This window comes from Bacillus salipaludis, from assembly GCF_030938565.1.
GTDB classification, from domain to species: Bacteria; Bacillota; Bacilli; order Bacillales; family Cytobacillaceae; genus Neobacillus; species Neobacillus salipaludis_A.
In genome coordinates, this window is sequence record NZ_JAVGVR010000001.1 from 3,394,800 (window position 1) to 3,411,172 (window position 16,373).

The window sequence follows — 16,373 nt, forward strand, 5'->3', positions numbered from 1 at the left end:
TATATCGGGCATTTGCGAAAAAAGATCGAAAATGATTCCGCCAGGCCGAACTTTATCATTACAGAACCAGGAATTGGTTATCGATTTATGATAAATACTTAATTTTGATGAAATAATAACTAACAAATTCACAAATTAAAAATACAAGTAAATTGATATTTTGGATACATATTCTGTCTAGTAAAACACTAAGATAACCTTAGTGTTTTATTTTGTAAAAAGGAGTAAAGAAATTACTCACCCTGCCCATGTTATTGAAATGTGTTTAGGATTTCTATGTCTTTTAGGAATTTGGTTTTCTATTTCAAATTACAATAGCGTTAAACGTGCATAAATTGGTAGACCTATGAGAATGGCTGAGCTTCACGCACAACACAATAAATTAGTATAGTATATCGCCTTGTCTATTACGATTTCAACCGTTGTTTTATTGGCCATCTTATGAAAAAACAATTGAGGATTGTAATTCTTTTTTGCTCTATTTTTCTTGTCTCTCCAAATTTCTCTAAAGCCCTTGAAACGCCACTTCAAGGAAAAGAAATCAAATATAACCATAACAGTTTGACTATTCCCGAAATTAAACACCACGTCGATTTTAATGTGCTTGTACCTAAAAATGTACCTGATGATTGGACATTAGAAATCAAAACTTACCCTTGGGAAGCAAAGACCAATTTTACCAACTTTAGATTGCATTATATGGAAAAAACGATGAAAAAATGATGATTTGTATTGAACAAATGAAGGGTTCAATGAAACAAATTGAAGAGAATAACCCAAATGCTAAGACAGTAACCATAAATGGGTATAAAGGCAATTTAATAAAATGGGGAAATGATGGTGAAGTTGACTTTAAAGGAGAAATTGTAACTGGTGGTTTACTTCAGTGGACACAAGAAGGAACGTATTAGAATGATATAGTTCAACGATACAAATGGAGAAGATGTTAGAGATTGCACGGTCTTTGGAATAGTCATTATAGATCCAACGAACGGTAGCGTTTTTTTTGAAGAGGATTGTGAAATACTGTACTTAAACTCCCATGAAATAAAAACTGAAAAAAGGGCATGAAAAAATAGACCCAGAAAAGCCAGTTTTAAAAAAAAGCTGAGCCTCTTGAATGAAAGAGTATAAGGTTGGCTGGTAAAACGAAATAGTAATACCCTTCTACATAAAAAATAATAATAGGAAGGCTGGCGCAACAACCAGAAAAAGGATTAATCTCCCATAAGTGCTACCCCTAAATGGGCGCGACAGTCGGAGGTACACCGTGGTCGTTGGAGTCAGACTAACGGATGGGCCCAAAAGCACCATAGTTCAAAGACTTTCTTCGCCAGCATTAAATCAGTATAGACTACCTGATCCATTTTCATTCTCTGTGGTGAAGCGCCGGTTTTTGCGCTTCATGGGGGGCTAACGGGTGCTTATGTAAAAGACGGGATGCTGCGGCAATCCCGTTTTCTTATGTGCGCCCGGCATGGGCGATAACTTGGTGGTGAAAGTCCACTACAGGCTTGGCAGTAGGAACTGTTAGCCAATAGCAAGGGTGTCCACCGTGAGGTGGAATCTGAAGGAAGCTGGAGGCAAATTCTCGAACTGACGAACAGAAACTATATACAAGGCTGAATTGGGGAGGACGAATCTGCATAGCAAGATAAAGTCCAATACTGCCCGAACCCCATACAGTAAATATAGCAGTTACATGAGAAGAAGGTTATCGCTCTTACCCGGGGAGGTCTTACGAACGAGCGAACTCGCTCGGTTGAAAAAAGATTTATCGTGAGAAGTCAGCAGAGGTCATAGTAGTTTCCAGTGGAAATGAAGGACTGAACAATCTTAAATCTTGGAAAACAAGGAGGTGTAGGCACCCCGCCTAATCGCAGAAAACATCGCGGTATAGACCAAAAGATGGCTACCTATGAAGAAATAGGTTGGAAACCGAAGGTTACATAGGAGTGCGTAGGGATGCCAACATGGGTATGAAAGAACAAGATGGTATCAATTTAATCAATAAAGTTATCGCAAACGAGAATCTTTGGAACGCTTATGAAAAAGTGAAAAGTAACAAAGGAGCCCCCGGGGTTGATGGGATTACCGTATATCAATTGAAATCACATATGGAAAAATACTTACAACCTCTTAAACAGAAACTTATGGAGGGAACTTACCAGCCCCAACCTGTCAAAAGGGTTGCGATTCCAAAACCGGACGGTTCCAAAAGATATCTAGGAATACCATGTGTATTGGATAGAGTGGTACAACAAGCCATTCTCCAAGTAATTGAACCAATCATAGATCCATACTTCTCTGAGAATAGCTTTGGTTTTCGTAAAGGCAAGAATGCCCACCAGGCAATCAAACTTGCCGTACGATACTTAAAAGATTGAACCGCCGTATACGGAACCGTACGTACGGTGGTGTGAGAGGTCGGGGATTAAATTTCCCCTCCTACTCTATTGTGCAAACGAGGCAGGTTAATGAATAAGTGATTGTTTATTGCCATTTTCTTATGTAAAATAGTTCATAGTTGAACAGTTTGTTTTTGAACCAGTTTACTTAGGAGTGATAACAATGGATTTGAATTTCAAAGACCCAAAAGTTAAACAAGTACAGGAGGTTTATCAATCATTATGGGCAATTAACAAAACCACAGCTAAATTTACAAAAACGAATGCAGAAAGTTTTGGGCTTACATTACAACAATTATCAATACTAAATACATTGTTTGCATTTCCAGAATCAACACAGCAAGAGTTGGTTGAAAGGCTTATTTCATCTAAGAGTACGATTAGTGTTGGGGTTGATAAATTAGTTAATATGGGTTTGGTTGAAAGAAAATTTTCTGATGAAGACCGAAGAGAAGTAAAGTTAAAGCTAACAATCAAAGGGGAAGAAGTATCTAAGAACTCAAGTAAGAATTCAATATCTTATAAAGCTATGCTTTCTGCATTAGAAAATATGGATGATGAGGATATTCAATCTTTACTTCGTATTCAAAAAGAACTATTAAATAATTTAATCGAAAGTGGCTATTAATACCAATTGTTCTTCAACTATCGGGTAGCTTTAGCTCAATAACAAGAAATTTAAGGAACGCACGTATATGTTCATCTAATACGTTCGTTCCTTTTATTATGTTTTTACGTTATTTATCCAAATATAATATTATGCTTTTGTATCTACTCCATTTCTTTTCAAAATCATTTCTTTATATAAAGTAATTTTATGTTCTAACATTTTATTCGTTTCTTTCAGTATCTCTAACTGGTTTTCGATGGAACTTTTATGATCTTCTAATAGTTTTAATCGATTAATTGCTGTATGTTCTCCTTCAGTATACAAGAAGGCATACTCTTTGATTTTTGTGATTGGCATTTGCGTCTCTTTTAATTTTAAAACAAATTTTAGCCATTGAAGATGCGATTCAGTATATTTTCTTTCTCCATTTTCATTCCGATCTGGAAGAATGATATTCTCTTTTTCATAGTAACGTAATGTATGTGTGCTAACGCCTACTAGATGTGCCACTTCGCCAATTGTATACATAAAACCCTCCATTTTTAACCAATGCCAATCAAGTGTAAAAAATAGGTTTGACTTAGAGTTTACTCTAAGCACTATAATAAATCTGTAAAAGTTAACAATCAATTTTTGTTAGTATAACAAAATATTAGGAGGCAATAAAATGAAAAAATATACAGTTATTACAGGTGCAAGTTCTGGTATTGGCTATGAAACAGCTCTTGCTTTTGCTGCTCGCGGTAAAAATTTAGTCATTGTGGCACGTAGAACTGAGGAGCTTGAAAAACTTAAAACAGAGATCGTGAAAGTAAATGCAGCATTAGATGTCGTTATTAAAACAGTTGATTTATCGAATATGAAAAATGCTTATACATTATATGAAGATTTAAAGGGATATGAAATTGAAACGTGGATTAATAACGCAGGATTTGGTAATTTTGCATCGGTTGGCGATCAAAATTTAACTAAAATTGAGACAATGCTTAATTTAAATATCGAGGCTTTAACTATTTTAACTTCTCTTTATGTGCGTGACTATTCATCAGTTGAGGGAACACAAATAATTAACGTTTCATCAGGTGGGGGTTATACGATTATTGGAAATGCAATCACATACTGTGCTTCTAAATTCTATGTAAGTGCCTTTACTGAAGGGCTTGCACATGAATTAAAAGAAAAAGGTGCAAGCATGCAAGCAAAACTATTGGCTCCTGCTGCAACTGAAACTGAATTTGCAAAAGTATCGAATGACTTAGAAGAAAATGTTAAGTTTGAAGGACTTCTTCCAAAATACCATACTGCCAAAGAAATGGCTGGATTTATGCTTGATCTTTACGATAGCGAAAAAGTAGTTGGAATTGTAGATGGTCTTACTTATGAATTTCAATTAAAAGATCCAATTTATCCTTATGCAGTAAGAATGAGAAGCGAATAAGGTTGATTTATCATCGAGATTCTAAAATTTCTGGGATATTAACCTTATAATTTTACGTAAATTAAAAAGTTCCTTGCTAATTGTAATATCCTATTAAAAAGAGGTTCTTCCATAAGGAGAACCTTTCATATATTTGTTCAACTAACTAGGTGCTAGAGGTAAAGAAGGTATAGTGCTGCAATCCTTTTATAAGGGAGGTTAGCATAATAAGAATACAAAAAGGATCATCAGTTTATAACAGGTTCGGATGAAAAGAGATGTTCAAATTGAACAAACCAAAAGCAAAAAAAGGGTAACGTTTAAGTTACCCTTTTAACAGATATTTTAAAAAGATGAATTTTAGTCGAGAGATTTTGTTAAAATCCATTTTCCTGGTTGTCTTACAAACCCTAGTTTTTCATTAATAGCTAACATTGGTTGATTGATAGATGAATTATTGGCTCTCATTCGAGAGTATCCGTGTTTTATATTATTTTTAATGACTTGTAATTTCAAACCAAAAGCGATTCCCTTACCACGCATTTCTTCCATTGTACCAGTGAAAGAATTGTACATTTCTATACCCTTAACTCTTTCATTTGCAATTGAAATGCCTACTAGACGATTATCCACTTCAGCAAGCATCACATTTTCTGGTAGGTTCGACTTTAGTATAGATGCTGCAATTTCCTTTTCCATTTTAGCTCCTTTACCATATGAAACAGGAACGTCCTTCGCTAACGACCTGAGTAACTCACATATCATCTCAAAGTTTTCATCACCAGGGAAATCTTTCATCGTTTTAAAAGATACACAGATTTCTTCGTATTTATTTCTTATTCAGCTAACGGGGCAGGTTAATTTAACAAGAATTAGGAAGAAACAAGAAATTTGTGCATTTTTATGACATTAAAATTTTCAAAAAAACATAAATTTAAATGCTGTAATTGATTTGGTATTATAATGAGTAATGTGGGGGAATGGAATGGTTAAATTGGGGTTTTACCTTGCTGGAATAATTATTATTCTAACAATTTATACTGCAATTTCACACAATTTCAGGGTTATTCCGTATACTGAGTTTTTATCAGGATGTATGCTTATTATATTAGGAGTTCTTTTTATAAGAATAAAAAGAAAAGGAATAGGAACTTTTCTCTTTGTAGCTAGTGGGATTACATTTATTTGTCTAATTGGTCTAATATGGGGATAACATATAACCCTACTTCAATTAACGGGTTCAAGAGTTACAGAACCAAGCTGTCATTTTGGCAGCTTTTCTTATTGCACTTACGGAAGGCTTTTTTAAGAAGAAAAAAATAAACGTCCCCCGTTTTACCGTTTTATGGTAATGTTAAAGTAGTTTATTTATAAGGGGCGACAAAGTTGTGGGGGTCATTTTAACATTATTTTACGGATTTGTTGGTTTAGTCGTTCTATTTCTTATATTTGTATATGCAGTTAGTATTGGTATTGATAATTCTAAGCAAGTTAAGGCTTTAAGGTCCGAACTTAAAGAAATAAAAAACCAACTTAAAGATTTAGATGAAAATGTGAAATAACTTTGTGTTGTTATTCAAGGGGGCTTGAGTTGAAAACGGTGATCGCTGCGGCGGTCTTTTTTCTAGTTAAGCTAACTGGACAGTTTAGTTGAACAAGAAATGGTAAAATCATTATTATTGCAACTCGAATAAGAGGTGATATTTAGGTTAGGAATAAAAAATTACAATCCTAAAATTTATACCGAACTATCTCAAATAATAAATGACCATAAAACAAGGTTACAGGGTCTTAAAGGGAAGCAAATAGAGGAGATTTGGGTTGCGTGGGAACAAAATGAAGATGAGTGGTTTAATGATTTACCCGTAATAATAAGGTTTGAAGATTGTCAATTAGAATTATGTGCTTATAAAACTAATGAATACGCTGTTACATTTGATCAAATTGATTTATCCGATGAGATTGATTATTATGGTACAGATTTGGTAATTAGATGGGAAAAGAATAAGTTAAAGGAACTTAATAAATGTATTAACAACGAATAGTTATAGTCGAAATTATTGAATGGATAGCACAATTAACTGGAATGGGTTTTCACCTTGAAGAAGGTTATTTTGCAGTATGTAACGGTTTAGATGAAAATGAGATATGTATTAATAAGAATGAAGAACCACAATACACGTACACATATGTTTAAAATGATTATGTTCGCTATTAAACAAACAGGGGCTATTGTTCATTAAGTGCAGTCGCTTTTTCACCAACAAAGTAGATTAATTAAGCTGTCATTGTGGCAGCTTTTTTTATTGCACTAATGGGGGCAGGTTTGTTGAACAACAGGGTTCAATAAATTATCTATTATTAATACAAAAAAGCGTGAGAATACCACGCATATCATTGTCTTTTTTTAATTGTAAATTGCCTTTATTAAACATAATAAGTCCATTAATTCGCTCATATAGGGCATATAAAGGATATAGCAGACCTATAAATACTATGATTGATGGTATTTTTTCAATAGGAGGAATAATGCCTGAAAGCAAAGATATTAATGTCTCTGTTAAGTAAATAAATAATGGAATTATTACTATCAAACCGATCAGAAGAAATGGTGTTACTTTAGTTTCTTTTAGTTTAGCTTTGCAGTAAGGACATTTCATTGTAAATGGTGATGAAAATTCCTCAAAATCATCAAGCGTTATTGCTTTTTCACAATTAGGACAAGGGATAGAGGTTCTCATTATAAATCTCCTTATAAACGAATTAAAATTTAGTATAATTGGGAATTACCTTTAGTGTAAACAGAAATTCTTCCATTAGGAGATCGCTTTTTCTTATTCGACTAACGGATGCAGTTTAGTTAAATAAAGAATGGTTGAAGAGAGGCTTTTGTCTAATAACCTCAAGGGGTATCTTATTTGTCATGATGAAGGAATAAAAACTGGATGAGTCGAATAAATCATAGTGATCTTGTTTTTTTGTACTCTCAAAATAAATGATTGGAGTATTTCATTGAGAGTAGTTTTTTTCGTTATATGCCCGACAGTCGAAAATGAAGGTAATTTTATGCCATCACTTTTAACTTTGAAGGATTACACTATACAGTGAGGAGATTGATTTTATGCAAGTTATAGCCAAAATGTTTTTAGAACAACTCGACATGCATTGCTATGAGAATGAGTGGTTTGCATCCATAAATCAGGCGCTTCATGGAGTCATCGCAGCTGAGGCAGCATGGACAAGTTCGGGAATCAGCAATTCGATTTGGCAGATTGTCAACCACTTGATATTTTGGAATGAAGACGTAATCCATCGAATTAAGGGCACAGAGAATCCGCATAAGGCAGAAGACAATGAAGAAACCTTTGGAAATCCGGGGGATCCAGAAGACGAAATTGGGTGGGCCCAGACAGTGCAGCACCTTAATGAAGTCATGAATAAATTAAAAACGGTCATTGCGGACCTTGACGATGAAAAGTTAAAATCTCCGTATGCAGCTAACAGGTACTCTATTGAGCGTTTACTCAGCAATATCATGATGCACGATACGTATCATCTCGGCCAAATTGTTCTGTTGCGAAAGTTGCAATCCTCTTGGGGTGGCGTGGATTGGTCCTAAAGCACCATAATTCAGCGACGTTCCTCGCCCAGCCGTAAAAGCAGTATTGAGGGTGTGAAGCCCTTTTCATTCTCTATGGTGAAGCGGGTGATTTTCCTGCTTTATGGATGGCTAAACGGGTGTATGTCAAATAAATTAAAACGTATTTGCAGAGCAATCTTTCGCATATTTCATTGTTCAACAGTCGGGCGCTTTTCTTAAATAAGAAGGCGTCATTTTGCATGTACAACACATTTAAGGATTGAGTTTAATGAGGTGTAAAAAAAGATTGTGAAGTCCTGTACTTAAAGTAAAGGGTGCTTTCCTTAAATAATATCCAAGTATCGATTTTAGTTGCTATTGCCTTTATTTATAATTCTTTTAATTACACTGAGTTTTCTGGTGAGGGAGAATTCTATTTTAAAAGGTCACTATTGAACACTTCCATACAGATGTAATTATAAGAGGAAAAATAGATTCTATTACTGATAATGGGGATTGTCCTACTATTTTGGGTGGTACATGTGACACTCCAGATACAACAATAATAACTGGAATATATGGAGAGACAGAAGATGGGAATCCAGTATATTGGGATGATAGCGGTGGAGTTAATAATGACCTATCCATATTTTTTCAAACTGACGATGCTATGTATCTAACTTCAAAGAATATCAACGTAAAAATTGGAGATGTAATTGAGGTTCGTGAAGATGACAATGGACAAATGATACCAGTTAATTAATTCTTAAGTGTTTTCTTTTTACCAAAATTAGAAGCCCCTCTCGACTGAGAAGGGCTTTTCCTATTATTATATTACCTTTTTCTTGTTGAACTAACGAAGCAGGTTAGTTGAACAAGGATTCAGTCCGAACCCAATCTTAAATTCGTCTGGACCTTAGAAAAAATGAAATGCGTTACCGTATGAGCATAAGGATTTACATCTTCAATAAATTCTTCTGCTTTGGCAAATGTATCGAATTGCATTTTAAGCATATAGCAGGCGTTTCCAGCAATTCGATAACAAAACTCTACATTTGGAAGACCTTCAATATATCTCTTAAAAGAATTGTAATCTCCATTTTTAACGGTTGCTTCTATAATGCATTGAATAGGAACTCCTAATTTAGCATAATCAACTTCTAATGTATACCTCTTTATTACTCCAAATGACTCCATTTGTCTTACCCGTTCTGTTACAGATGGTGAAGATAAATTAATTCTTCTGCCAAGTTCACTCATCGATAATCGACTATTTTTGCTTAATTCATCTATTATTTTCTTATCAATTGAATCTATTTTCATTTTTAAGGAAATCCTCCATTTTTCATTAATTTATTAAAGAATATATGCAAAATGAGTTTTATATTTAATTCAATTCTTTAAATTTATTCGATAATATAAATACTACAAGGAGGTAGTATTTATGGCAAGAATTAATGAATCTGAATTCGGGGTGACCCCTTTTCAAAGACTTTTAGGACATAATAAAGATGTATTAAATGGATGGAATCAATTAGGAGAAGTATTTGAAAAAGATATGCATCTATCGTCTCGACTAAAAGAGCAAATAAGGAGAACTTTAGCTCAAAGCAATGGTTATGAGTATTGCAAGGCAAAAGGAAAACCTGAACCCCATTTGTTCGATGAAAAAATGTCTATTGTAGTAGGCTTTGCAGAGGTTTTTTTAAAACAAAAAGGGGATATATCAGATGCTCAATTTAATGTGTTGAGAGAGTATCTTTCTGATGCAGAAATTAGTGAGCTTTGTTCGTTTATTACATTTACTACTGCTTCACAGTATTTTTGTGCAATAATGAAATTAGAAACTGTGACAACATAATATAGTCTTCCTACGCTTGTTCAACTAAAGGGTGCAAGAGTTTAATTAAGGGATCGCTACGGCGATCCCTTTTCTTATGTGCGCCCGGCATGGGCGATAACTTGGTGGTGAAAGTCCACTACAGGCTTGGCAGTAGGAACTGTTAGCCAATAGCAAGGGTGTCCACCGTGAGGTGGAATCTGAAGGAAGCTGGAGGCAAATTCTCGAACTGACGAACAGAAACTATATACAAGGCTGAATTGGGGAGGACGAATCTGCATAGCAAGATAAAGTCCAATACTGCCCGAACCCCATACAGTAAATATAGCAGTTACATGAGAAGAAGGTTATCGCTCTTACCCGGGGAGGTCTCACGAACGAGCGAACTCGCTCGGTTGAAAAAAGATTTATCGTGAGAAGTCAGCAGAGGTCATAGTAGTTTCCAGTGGAAATGAAGGACTGAACAATCTTAAATCTTGGAAAACAAGGAGGTGTAGGCACCCCGCCTAATCGCAGAAAACATCGCGGTATAGACCAAAAGATGGCTACCTATGAAGAAATAGGCTGGAAACCGAAGGTTACATAGGAGTGCGTAGGGATGCCAACATGGGTATGAAAGAACAAGATGGTATCAATTTAATCAATAAAGTTATCGCAAACGAGAATCTTTGGAACGCTTATGAAAAAGTGAAAAGTAACAAAGGAGCCCCCGGGGTTGATGGGATTACCGTATATCAATTGAAATCACATATGGAAAAATACTTACAACCTCTTAAACAGAAACTTATGGAGGGAACTTACCAGCCCCAACCTGTCAAAAGGGTTGCGATTCCAAAACCGGACGGTTCCAAAAGATATCTAGGAATACCATGTGTATTGGATAGAGTGGTACAACAAGCCATTCTCCAAGTAATTGAACCAATCATAGATCCATACTTCTCTGAGAATAGCTTTGGTTTTCGTAAAGGCAAGAATGCCCACCAGGCAATCAAACTTGCCGAACGGTATTATCAAGAAGGATACAGAGTAGTGGTGGACTGTGACTTGAAAAGTTATTTTGACACAATTCATCACCAAAGAGTTAGAGCTTATTTAGAGGAGTTCATTTCGGATAAAATTGTCCTTAAACTGATTTGGAAATTTCTTCGTTCAGGCATTCTTGACAAAGATATTTATATCGAAACCACAGAGGGAGCACCGCAAGGTGGTCCGTTATCCCCGATTCTAGCAAATGTCTATTTGAACAATCTGGATAGAGAACTAGAAAAGAGAGGGCACCGTTTTATTAGATATGCGGATGACTTCGTCATCTATGTCAAAAGTAAACGTGCAGGCGAAAGGGTAATGGACAGCGTTGCAAGCTACATCGAGAAAGACCTCGGACTAGTTATAAACCAAAAGAAAAGTACAGTGTGTGGTGCAACTTCGGCTACATTCCTTGGGTTCAATATACATAACCTCATGGGAAAGTCGGTTGCCGACCAAGTGAGTCGGCAAAACAACGATTTAAAAATAAACTAAGGAAAATAACCGGTCGAAAATGCCCGGGTGAGTTCAAAGAAATCGTAACGAAAATAAACCAAGTAACCATAGGGTGGATTAACTACTACGGGATATCCCGAATGAAGAAATTCATTGTAAAAACTCAAAAATGGTTAAATCACCGACTCAGACAACTCATCTGGAAGAGATGGAAAAAGCTAAGGACAAAGTACAGGATGCTTCATAAATATGGAATTAATCATGATGATGCCATGAAATTAGCAAACTCCCGTAAGGGATACTGGCGGATATCTAAAAGTGAGATTCTGCATCAAGCGATAACAAAAGAAAAACTCACAAAATGGGGATTAAAAGATATATCCCAACTTTATGAGTTACGATACTTAAAAGATTGAACCGCCGTATACGGAACCGTACGTACGGTGGTGTGAGAGGTCGGGGATTAAATTTCCCCTCCTACTCTATTTTACTATCGGGACAGGTTAGAAATTTAATATTTTTAAAGAACCATCGAATTAGAGCTGAAAAATTAAAAGTATTTTAAAAAGGATAGCTACTTTTATTGCCATATCTATTCATAAAGATTTAATGATTCCTTAAGAAAGGAAAAGCTCTCGATTCCATATATTTGGGATAAAGGAGGTAAGGTAATATCAGATAAACCCCAAGTACCGCTTCAAGAACAAACATAAGAGCAATCACAAGAAAATACTTTTAATGATTTTGATATGGCATCAGAATGTGCCTAGGTGCAAAAATGGATTAGCCATTTTGAACATTTTTTCTTGGAAGTTTGTTGTCTCTAATATGTAAATGGCCATGACCAACTTGTACAAATATCATATTTTATATTGAAAACAAAAGGAGGGGCTTAGGTGTTCGATTTTAGCTCTTTAGAACTTAGTCACTTTTTGTTGGCAACAGCCATCTTGTTAGCACTAGCTCATTTACTAGGCTATTTTGCTGAGCGGTTAATGATTCCTAGGGTAATCGGTGAAGTGGCATCAGGAATTCTTTTAGGACCAACATTACTTGGATATTTTTATCCAAGTGCTTTTTCTTGGCTGTTTTCTGGTTTTCCACAGGAAGATCGGATGTTTGGACTTATGTATCAAATCGGTCTTACATTACTTATGTTTTGTTCTGGATTAAAGTTCCACACTAAATTTAAAAAAGGTGATGGAAAAATTATAACTGTTATCGTTCTCACCTCCACAATTCTTCCGTTTGCACTGGGGTGGATTGCTACCAATTTATTTAATTTTCAACAATTTATTGGACCAGCCAATAGTGAGTTTGCAATCAAGATTGTCATCGCAATTTCAATAGCTGTTACTTCAATACCTGTTATTTCTAAAATATTTAATGACCTAGGAATAATGCAATCACGATTTGCAAAACTTGTTATAGCAATTGCTGGAGTCCATGATACATTGCTTTGGGTCGCGCTTGGAATAGCTACCTCAGTTGCTGGGCATAGCGGATCAGTTACATCTGGGGCTGTTTTTAAGAGTATTGGTATTACAGCAGGGTTCATTATGGTTACTCTTTTTTCTCTTAGCTTTTTGTTTAAAAACCTAACAATTCGAAACGGGAATTTTTTATTTAGAGCTTCTCATGTTGGATATTTTTTATTTATCATGTTTGTTGTTTCTTCAATAGCTGGATATTTAAATATTGATACCATTTTTGGAGCGCTATTAGCAGGAATCGGAGCAAAGTGGGCTTTACCCCCAACGTTGTTTAAACGATTAGAACAGTCTGTACTTCACATTTCATTTTCTTGGTTTATTCCAGTTTACTTTGCCGTAGTAGGACTTAAATTAGATCTTGCCAAACATTTTGAGCCATTATTCTTTTTGCAATATTTGTTATTTGCTACACTTGCACAATCTATTATTGTGTTCCTTGCTTGTAAGATCATTCATCAGGATCGATTAACAAGTATGAATTTTGCAATGGCAATGAATGCACGTGGGGGTCCAGGGATCGTCCTTTCAACCGTTGCATTTTCAGCAGGGATTATTAATCAAGACTTCTTTGCAATTTTAGTTATGTTAGCCCTAATTACTTCATGGCTTGCAGGTTCTTGGCTTCGCCTTGTCTTAAATAAAGGCTGGAGGTTAATGCCAGGAGATGAGGATCTGGTTCCTGAAAAAATTAATAATGATAGTGACATAATAGTTCTACAACAACAAATAAAATATGAAAAATTGGAGGGGAAATAACTTTATAATGTTTATTCTTTGTGATACTTTATACAAGAAAAAGAAATCCATAAAGATAAAAAAATGGATAGGATTCCAGTAAACTCATAACTTAACCGATTTATCGGTTTTATAAATAACTCATACGTACCGTATGATAAACCTAAACAAATAAATATAACGTCTATTATTGAAGTTTTCATTTTAAAACTCCTTAACCACCATATTAAAAAAATAGTAATTCTATAATTCTTTTTTGTTATTCGTGTGAAGGAGCCACGAAAGGAGGCTCCTTATAAATTTTCCTTTAGTCAAATGACCTACAAAAGAAAGTTTCATTTAAGAAGGAACCGCGATTTGCGATTCCTTATTTTTTATTTGTTTGCTGCATTTATGGTACTAAGTGAATTGTTAAGTGCTGTTTTACACTTGTTTACATCAGGATTTGATGAACGTACTGCAGCTAATACAACATCTATTGTTCCATCAATTTTCGTCCATGTAGCACCATCGATTTTTCGAAGCTTAGGTTCCTGAGTGTCCCATTGATGTTCTAATTCATCTGCCCCTTTTTTCGCTGAAGCAAAGTCATTTTTGTTTACAGCGTTTAGTATATCGTTTTCGATTTTTGAAAAATCGTTTAACTGTCCAGATAATGTAGTTGATGAGGCACCAGATTTTGATGTTGATTTATTTGCCCCTTTTAAGACACTAATTGAGTTAGTAAGTGCTGTTTTGCTTTGATTAACATCAGGTTTTGAAGAACGAGCCGCTGCTAGCACAGTGTCAATTGTTCCATCAATTTTTGTCCAGGTAGCACTATCAATTTTTCGAAGCTTAGGTTCTTGTGTATCCCACTGATGTTCCAAATTATCAGCGCCTTTTTTTGCTGAAGCAAAGTCGTTTTTATTTACAGCGTTTAGCATATCATTTTCAATTTTAACAAAATCGTTTAATTGACCTGCTAATGTGGTTTGCTCTGCAGCACCTTGTGATGCAATATAATTACTGCGCCAGTTATAACCACCTATACCTCCAACTAAAAAAATGACGAGTACAACAATCGTTTGTGTTAGCACCTGTTTCTTATTTGCATTACTTTGGTTTGTTTCCGCTATATCACTTTTAACATGTGTATCAACTTTTGAAACGGCAAGGAAAACGATAATCGCTAAAATAGCGATAAGAAAAATCACACTCGTAACGGTTGTACCGAGTCCTAATCCGCCATTTACTTTTGGTTGAGATAGGTAATCTCCAAGTGACGCTCCAAGCGGACGAGTTAAAATATACGCAGTCCAGAAAGCTAATACCCCGTCAAGTTTCAAAAATTTATAAGCTAAGAACACAAGAGCAATAATAATAACAACGCCAATTCCTGTGTAAAGATAACCAAAACCAAGTTGTTCGGAATATAAATCGCCGACCGCTGTTCCAAGTGCAAAGGTGAAAAGGATCGTAAGCCAGTAGAAAACTTCTCTTTTTGTAGTAAAAATCGAGTGGATCGAAAGTGTTTTTTCACTAAGATACCAAAATAGAAAAGTCAGTCCTAGTAGCACCGAGAAAACAGCTGTACTAACCTCAAGTGGTACGCCCATATTATCTGTCAAATTATCCGTTACCAGTGTTCCAAATACGCTTATAAGAACAACTGTTATCCAGTAAATGGCCGGAACATATTTGTTTGCTTTAAATTGAAAAAACAATGCAATAAAAAACGCAACTCCCATAATGATGGTAGTAAGAGTTAAACCAAGTCCAATGTTGAAATTGATGAAATCAGCAAATGTTTCACCAACAGTTGTACATAAAACTTTGATGATCCAAAAGAAAATCGTCACTTGTGGCACTTTGTTAAGTAAAATTTTCATTTTATTTTGGTTTTCTTGCATATATAATTCCCTTTCTTTAAGGTGGTTTCCCACAATTTAATTTTATTTCTTTTTAAATAAGGATACCCATCCAAATCCAAGTTTATCATTAAGGAAGTTTGCGCCGTTTCTCCCACTGTGATTGCCATCATCTTGAAGTTCCAAAAAATATGGTGACTTGTAATTCTTTGCTAACATTTACCGACCTGTTCCGTTTGTTCAGAAAATGCTAAGTTGTCTTTAAAGAAACTCATCTCCTTTTTGGAAGTAGTCATTGTTAATAAGCAATTTCGATCTCTTATTTTCATTTGGGATGATGTCATTCTCTACTATATTTGAAATGGGGGGGCTATTTATTAAAAGCTGATTAAAATTAACTTAAGTGTCTATTATTATTGTTCATATGGTCCAGGAGTGATAAAGAAGGGAAAGTAATTTTTCATACTGAGAGGAGAAAAGGATGACAAGGAATTACTTGAAGTTATTTTACCAGAAAGGGGAAATATTAGCTTTTCAAGACTTTCCCAATTTCATTGTTGATGGTATCTCAATCTTATCCTTATATTATAAATTCATCAGGTTTGACCATATTGTAAAATCTCTTTTAGAAAAGACTATGAAGAAATACACTTAAAGTAAAGGGTGCAATAGTTGTAGATCAAGCTGTCATTGTGGTAGCTTTTCTTATTGCACTAAAGGGGCAGGTTAGTTGAAGAAGAAGTGCGAAAAATTAAAACTATTAGCACCAAAAAAAGACATAGTTTTCATAGTTGTACCTATATTATTTTTATTACTAAGTTATCGGTCTTTTTTTATTTACAATAACTTTACAATAAACTACTTGAATCAAGAAAATAAGTGATTTATTATATAAGCGATTAATTATATGTTAACTGAATTTGCAAGTTGTTATTTGTTTATATGTAAAAAGAGGGGG

Annotated in this window: 19 protein-coding genes; 14 read left to right on the forward strand and 5 right to left on the reverse strand. The window is 34.9% G+C overall.

Annotated features, from left to right (window positions below; translation table 11 throughout):
* The first annotated feature begins 12 nt into the window (after positions 1-12).
* From RCG21_RS33715 to RCG21_RS16940, 5 genes are all read left to right on the forward strand, one after another.
* Complete coding sequence (locus RCG21_RS33715; protein WP_308913432.1) at positions 13-102, forward strand: hypothetical protein; 90 nt, start codon at positions 13-15, stop codon at positions 100-102.
* A 339-nt stretch (positions 103-441) separates the two neighbouring features.
* A complete protein-coding gene (locus RCG21_RS16925; protein WP_133340144.1) occupies positions 442-723 on the forward strand; it encodes a hypothetical protein in 282 nt (93 codons plus the stop codon).
* 29 nt (positions 724-752) lie between these two features.
* Positions 753-911: a hypothetical protein gene (locus RCG21_RS16930; protein ID WP_165976419.1), complete on the forward strand. Its 159-nt coding sequence runs from the start codon at positions 753-755 to the stop codon at positions 909-911.
* A gap of 1,062 nt (positions 912-1,973) precedes the next feature.
* A complete protein-coding gene (locus RCG21_RS16935) occupies positions 1,974-2,387 on the forward strand; it encodes a reverse transcriptase domain-containing protein (RefSeq protein ID WP_308913433.1) in 414 nt (137 codons plus the stop codon).
* A 184-nt stretch (positions 2,388-2,571) separates the two neighbouring features.
* Positions 2,572-3,036: a MarR family winged helix-turn-helix transcriptional regulator gene (locus tag RCG21_RS16940; protein ID WP_372512692.1), complete on the forward strand. Its 465-nt coding sequence runs from the start codon at positions 2,572-2,574 to the stop codon at positions 3,034-3,036.
* Between the two features lie 129 nt (positions 3,037-3,165).
* Here RCG21_RS16940 and RCG21_RS16945 read toward each other — a convergent pair whose 3' ends face one another.
* On the reverse strand, positions 3,166-3,546 hold the full coding sequence (locus RCG21_RS16945) for a MerR family transcriptional regulator (protein ID WP_308913434.1): 381 nt from the start codon (positions 3,544-3,546) through the stop codon (positions 3,166-3,168).
* 139 nt (positions 3,547-3,685) lie between these two features.
* Here RCG21_RS16945 and RCG21_RS16950 point away from each other — a divergent pair, with 139 nt between their 5' ends.
* The gene (locus RCG21_RS16950; RefSeq protein WP_133340519.1) at positions 3,686-4,456 is read left to right on the forward strand and encodes an SDR family NAD(P)-dependent oxidoreductase; all 771 of its coding nucleotides are present in this window, start codon (positions 3,686-3,688) and stop codon (positions 4,454-4,456) included.
* 339 nt (positions 4,457-4,795) lie between these two features.
* Here the strand turns inward: RCG21_RS16950 and RCG21_RS16955 are convergent, their stop codons facing one another.
* Positions 4,796-5,134 carry a GNAT family N-acetyltransferase gene (locus RCG21_RS16955; RefSeq protein WP_133340517.1) on the reverse strand — a complete coding sequence of 113 codons (339 nt, stop codon included), beginning with the start codon at positions 5,132-5,134 and terminating at the stop codon, positions 4,796-4,798.
* 689 nt (positions 5,135-5,823) lie between these two features.
* On the opposite strand from RCG21_RS16955, the gene RCG21_RS16960 reads away from it, so the two are divergent.
* Both RCG21_RS16960 and RCG21_RS16965 read left to right on the forward strand, forming a co-directional pair.
* Positions 5,824-5,997, forward strand: coding sequence for a DUF5320 domain-containing protein (locus tag RCG21_RS16960; RefSeq protein WP_165976434.1), 174 nt, complete (start codon positions 5,824-5,826; stop codon positions 5,995-5,997).
* A 135-nt stretch (positions 5,998-6,132) separates the two neighbouring features.
* A complete protein-coding gene (locus tag RCG21_RS16965; RefSeq protein WP_133340514.1) occupies positions 6,133-6,480 on the forward strand; it encodes a hypothetical protein in 348 nt (115 codons plus the stop codon).
* A 306-nt stretch (positions 6,481-6,786) separates the two neighbouring features.
* On the opposite strand, the gene RCG21_RS16970 is transcribed toward RCG21_RS16965, so the two are convergent.
* Positions 6,787-7,176 (reverse strand): YcnL family membrane protein, encoded by a 390-nt coding sequence (locus tag RCG21_RS16970; RefSeq protein ID WP_133340512.1) that lies wholly within the window; start codon positions 7,174-7,176, stop codon positions 6,787-6,789.
* Positions 7,177-7,556: 380 nt separating this feature from the next.
* Here RCG21_RS16970 and RCG21_RS16975 point away from each other — a divergent pair, with 380 nt between their 5' ends.
* Both RCG21_RS16975 and RCG21_RS16980 read left to right on the forward strand, forming a co-directional pair.
* Positions 7,557-8,054: a DinB family protein gene (locus RCG21_RS16975; protein WP_133340510.1), complete on the forward strand. Its 498-nt coding sequence runs from the start codon at positions 7,557-7,559 to the stop codon at positions 8,052-8,054.
* Between the two features lie 490 nt (positions 8,055-8,544).
* Positions 8,545-8,778 (forward strand): hypothetical protein, encoded by a 234-nt coding sequence (locus tag RCG21_RS16980; RefSeq protein WP_133340508.1) that lies wholly within the window; start codon positions 8,545-8,547, stop codon positions 8,776-8,778.
* 119 nt (positions 8,779-8,897) lie between these two features.
* Here the strand turns inward: RCG21_RS16980 and RCG21_RS16985 are convergent, their stop codons facing one another.
* A complete protein-coding gene (locus tag RCG21_RS16985; protein WP_133340758.1) occupies positions 8,898-9,338 on the reverse strand; it encodes an Lrp/AsnC family transcriptional regulator in 441 nt (146 codons plus the stop codon).
* 121 nt (positions 9,339-9,459) lie between these two features.
* Between RCG21_RS16985 and RCG21_RS16990 the strand changes: the two genes are divergently transcribed.
* The 4 genes from RCG21_RS16990 (at position 9,460) to RCG21_RS17005 (ending at position 13,586) form a co-directional block, all read left to right on the forward strand.
* Positions 9,460-9,876: a carboxymuconolactone decarboxylase family protein gene (locus tag RCG21_RS16990; RefSeq protein ID WP_133340760.1), complete on the forward strand. Its 417-nt coding sequence runs from the start codon at positions 9,460-9,462 to the stop codon at positions 9,874-9,876.
* 585 nt (positions 9,877-10,461) lie between these two features.
* Positions 10,462-11,376 (forward strand): group II intron reverse transcriptase/maturase, encoded by a 915-nt coding sequence (gene ltrA / locus RCG21_RS16995; protein WP_308913412.1) that lies wholly within the window; start codon positions 10,462-10,464, stop codon positions 11,374-11,376.
* Positions 11,377-11,381: 5 nt separating this feature from the next.
* On the forward strand, positions 11,382-11,753 hold the full coding sequence (locus RCG21_RS17000; RefSeq protein ID WP_308914273.1) for a group II intron maturase-specific domain-containing protein: 372 nt from the start codon (positions 11,382-11,384) through the stop codon (positions 11,751-11,753).
* A gap of 480 nt (positions 11,754-12,233) precedes the next feature.
* Positions 12,234-13,586 carry a cation:proton antiporter gene (locus tag RCG21_RS17005; protein WP_133340651.1) on the forward strand — a complete coding sequence of 451 codons (1,353 nt, stop codon included), beginning with the start codon at positions 12,234-12,236 and terminating at the stop codon, positions 13,584-13,586.
* A gap of 353 nt (positions 13,587-13,939) precedes the next feature.
* Here RCG21_RS17005 and RCG21_RS17010 read toward each other — a convergent pair whose 3' ends face one another.
* Positions 13,940-15,457 carry a COG4705 family protein gene (locus RCG21_RS17010; protein WP_308913435.1) on the reverse strand — a complete coding sequence of 506 codons (1,518 nt, stop codon included), beginning with the start codon at positions 15,455-15,457 and terminating at the stop codon, positions 13,940-13,942.
* Positions 15,458-16,373 lie beyond the last annotated feature (916 nt).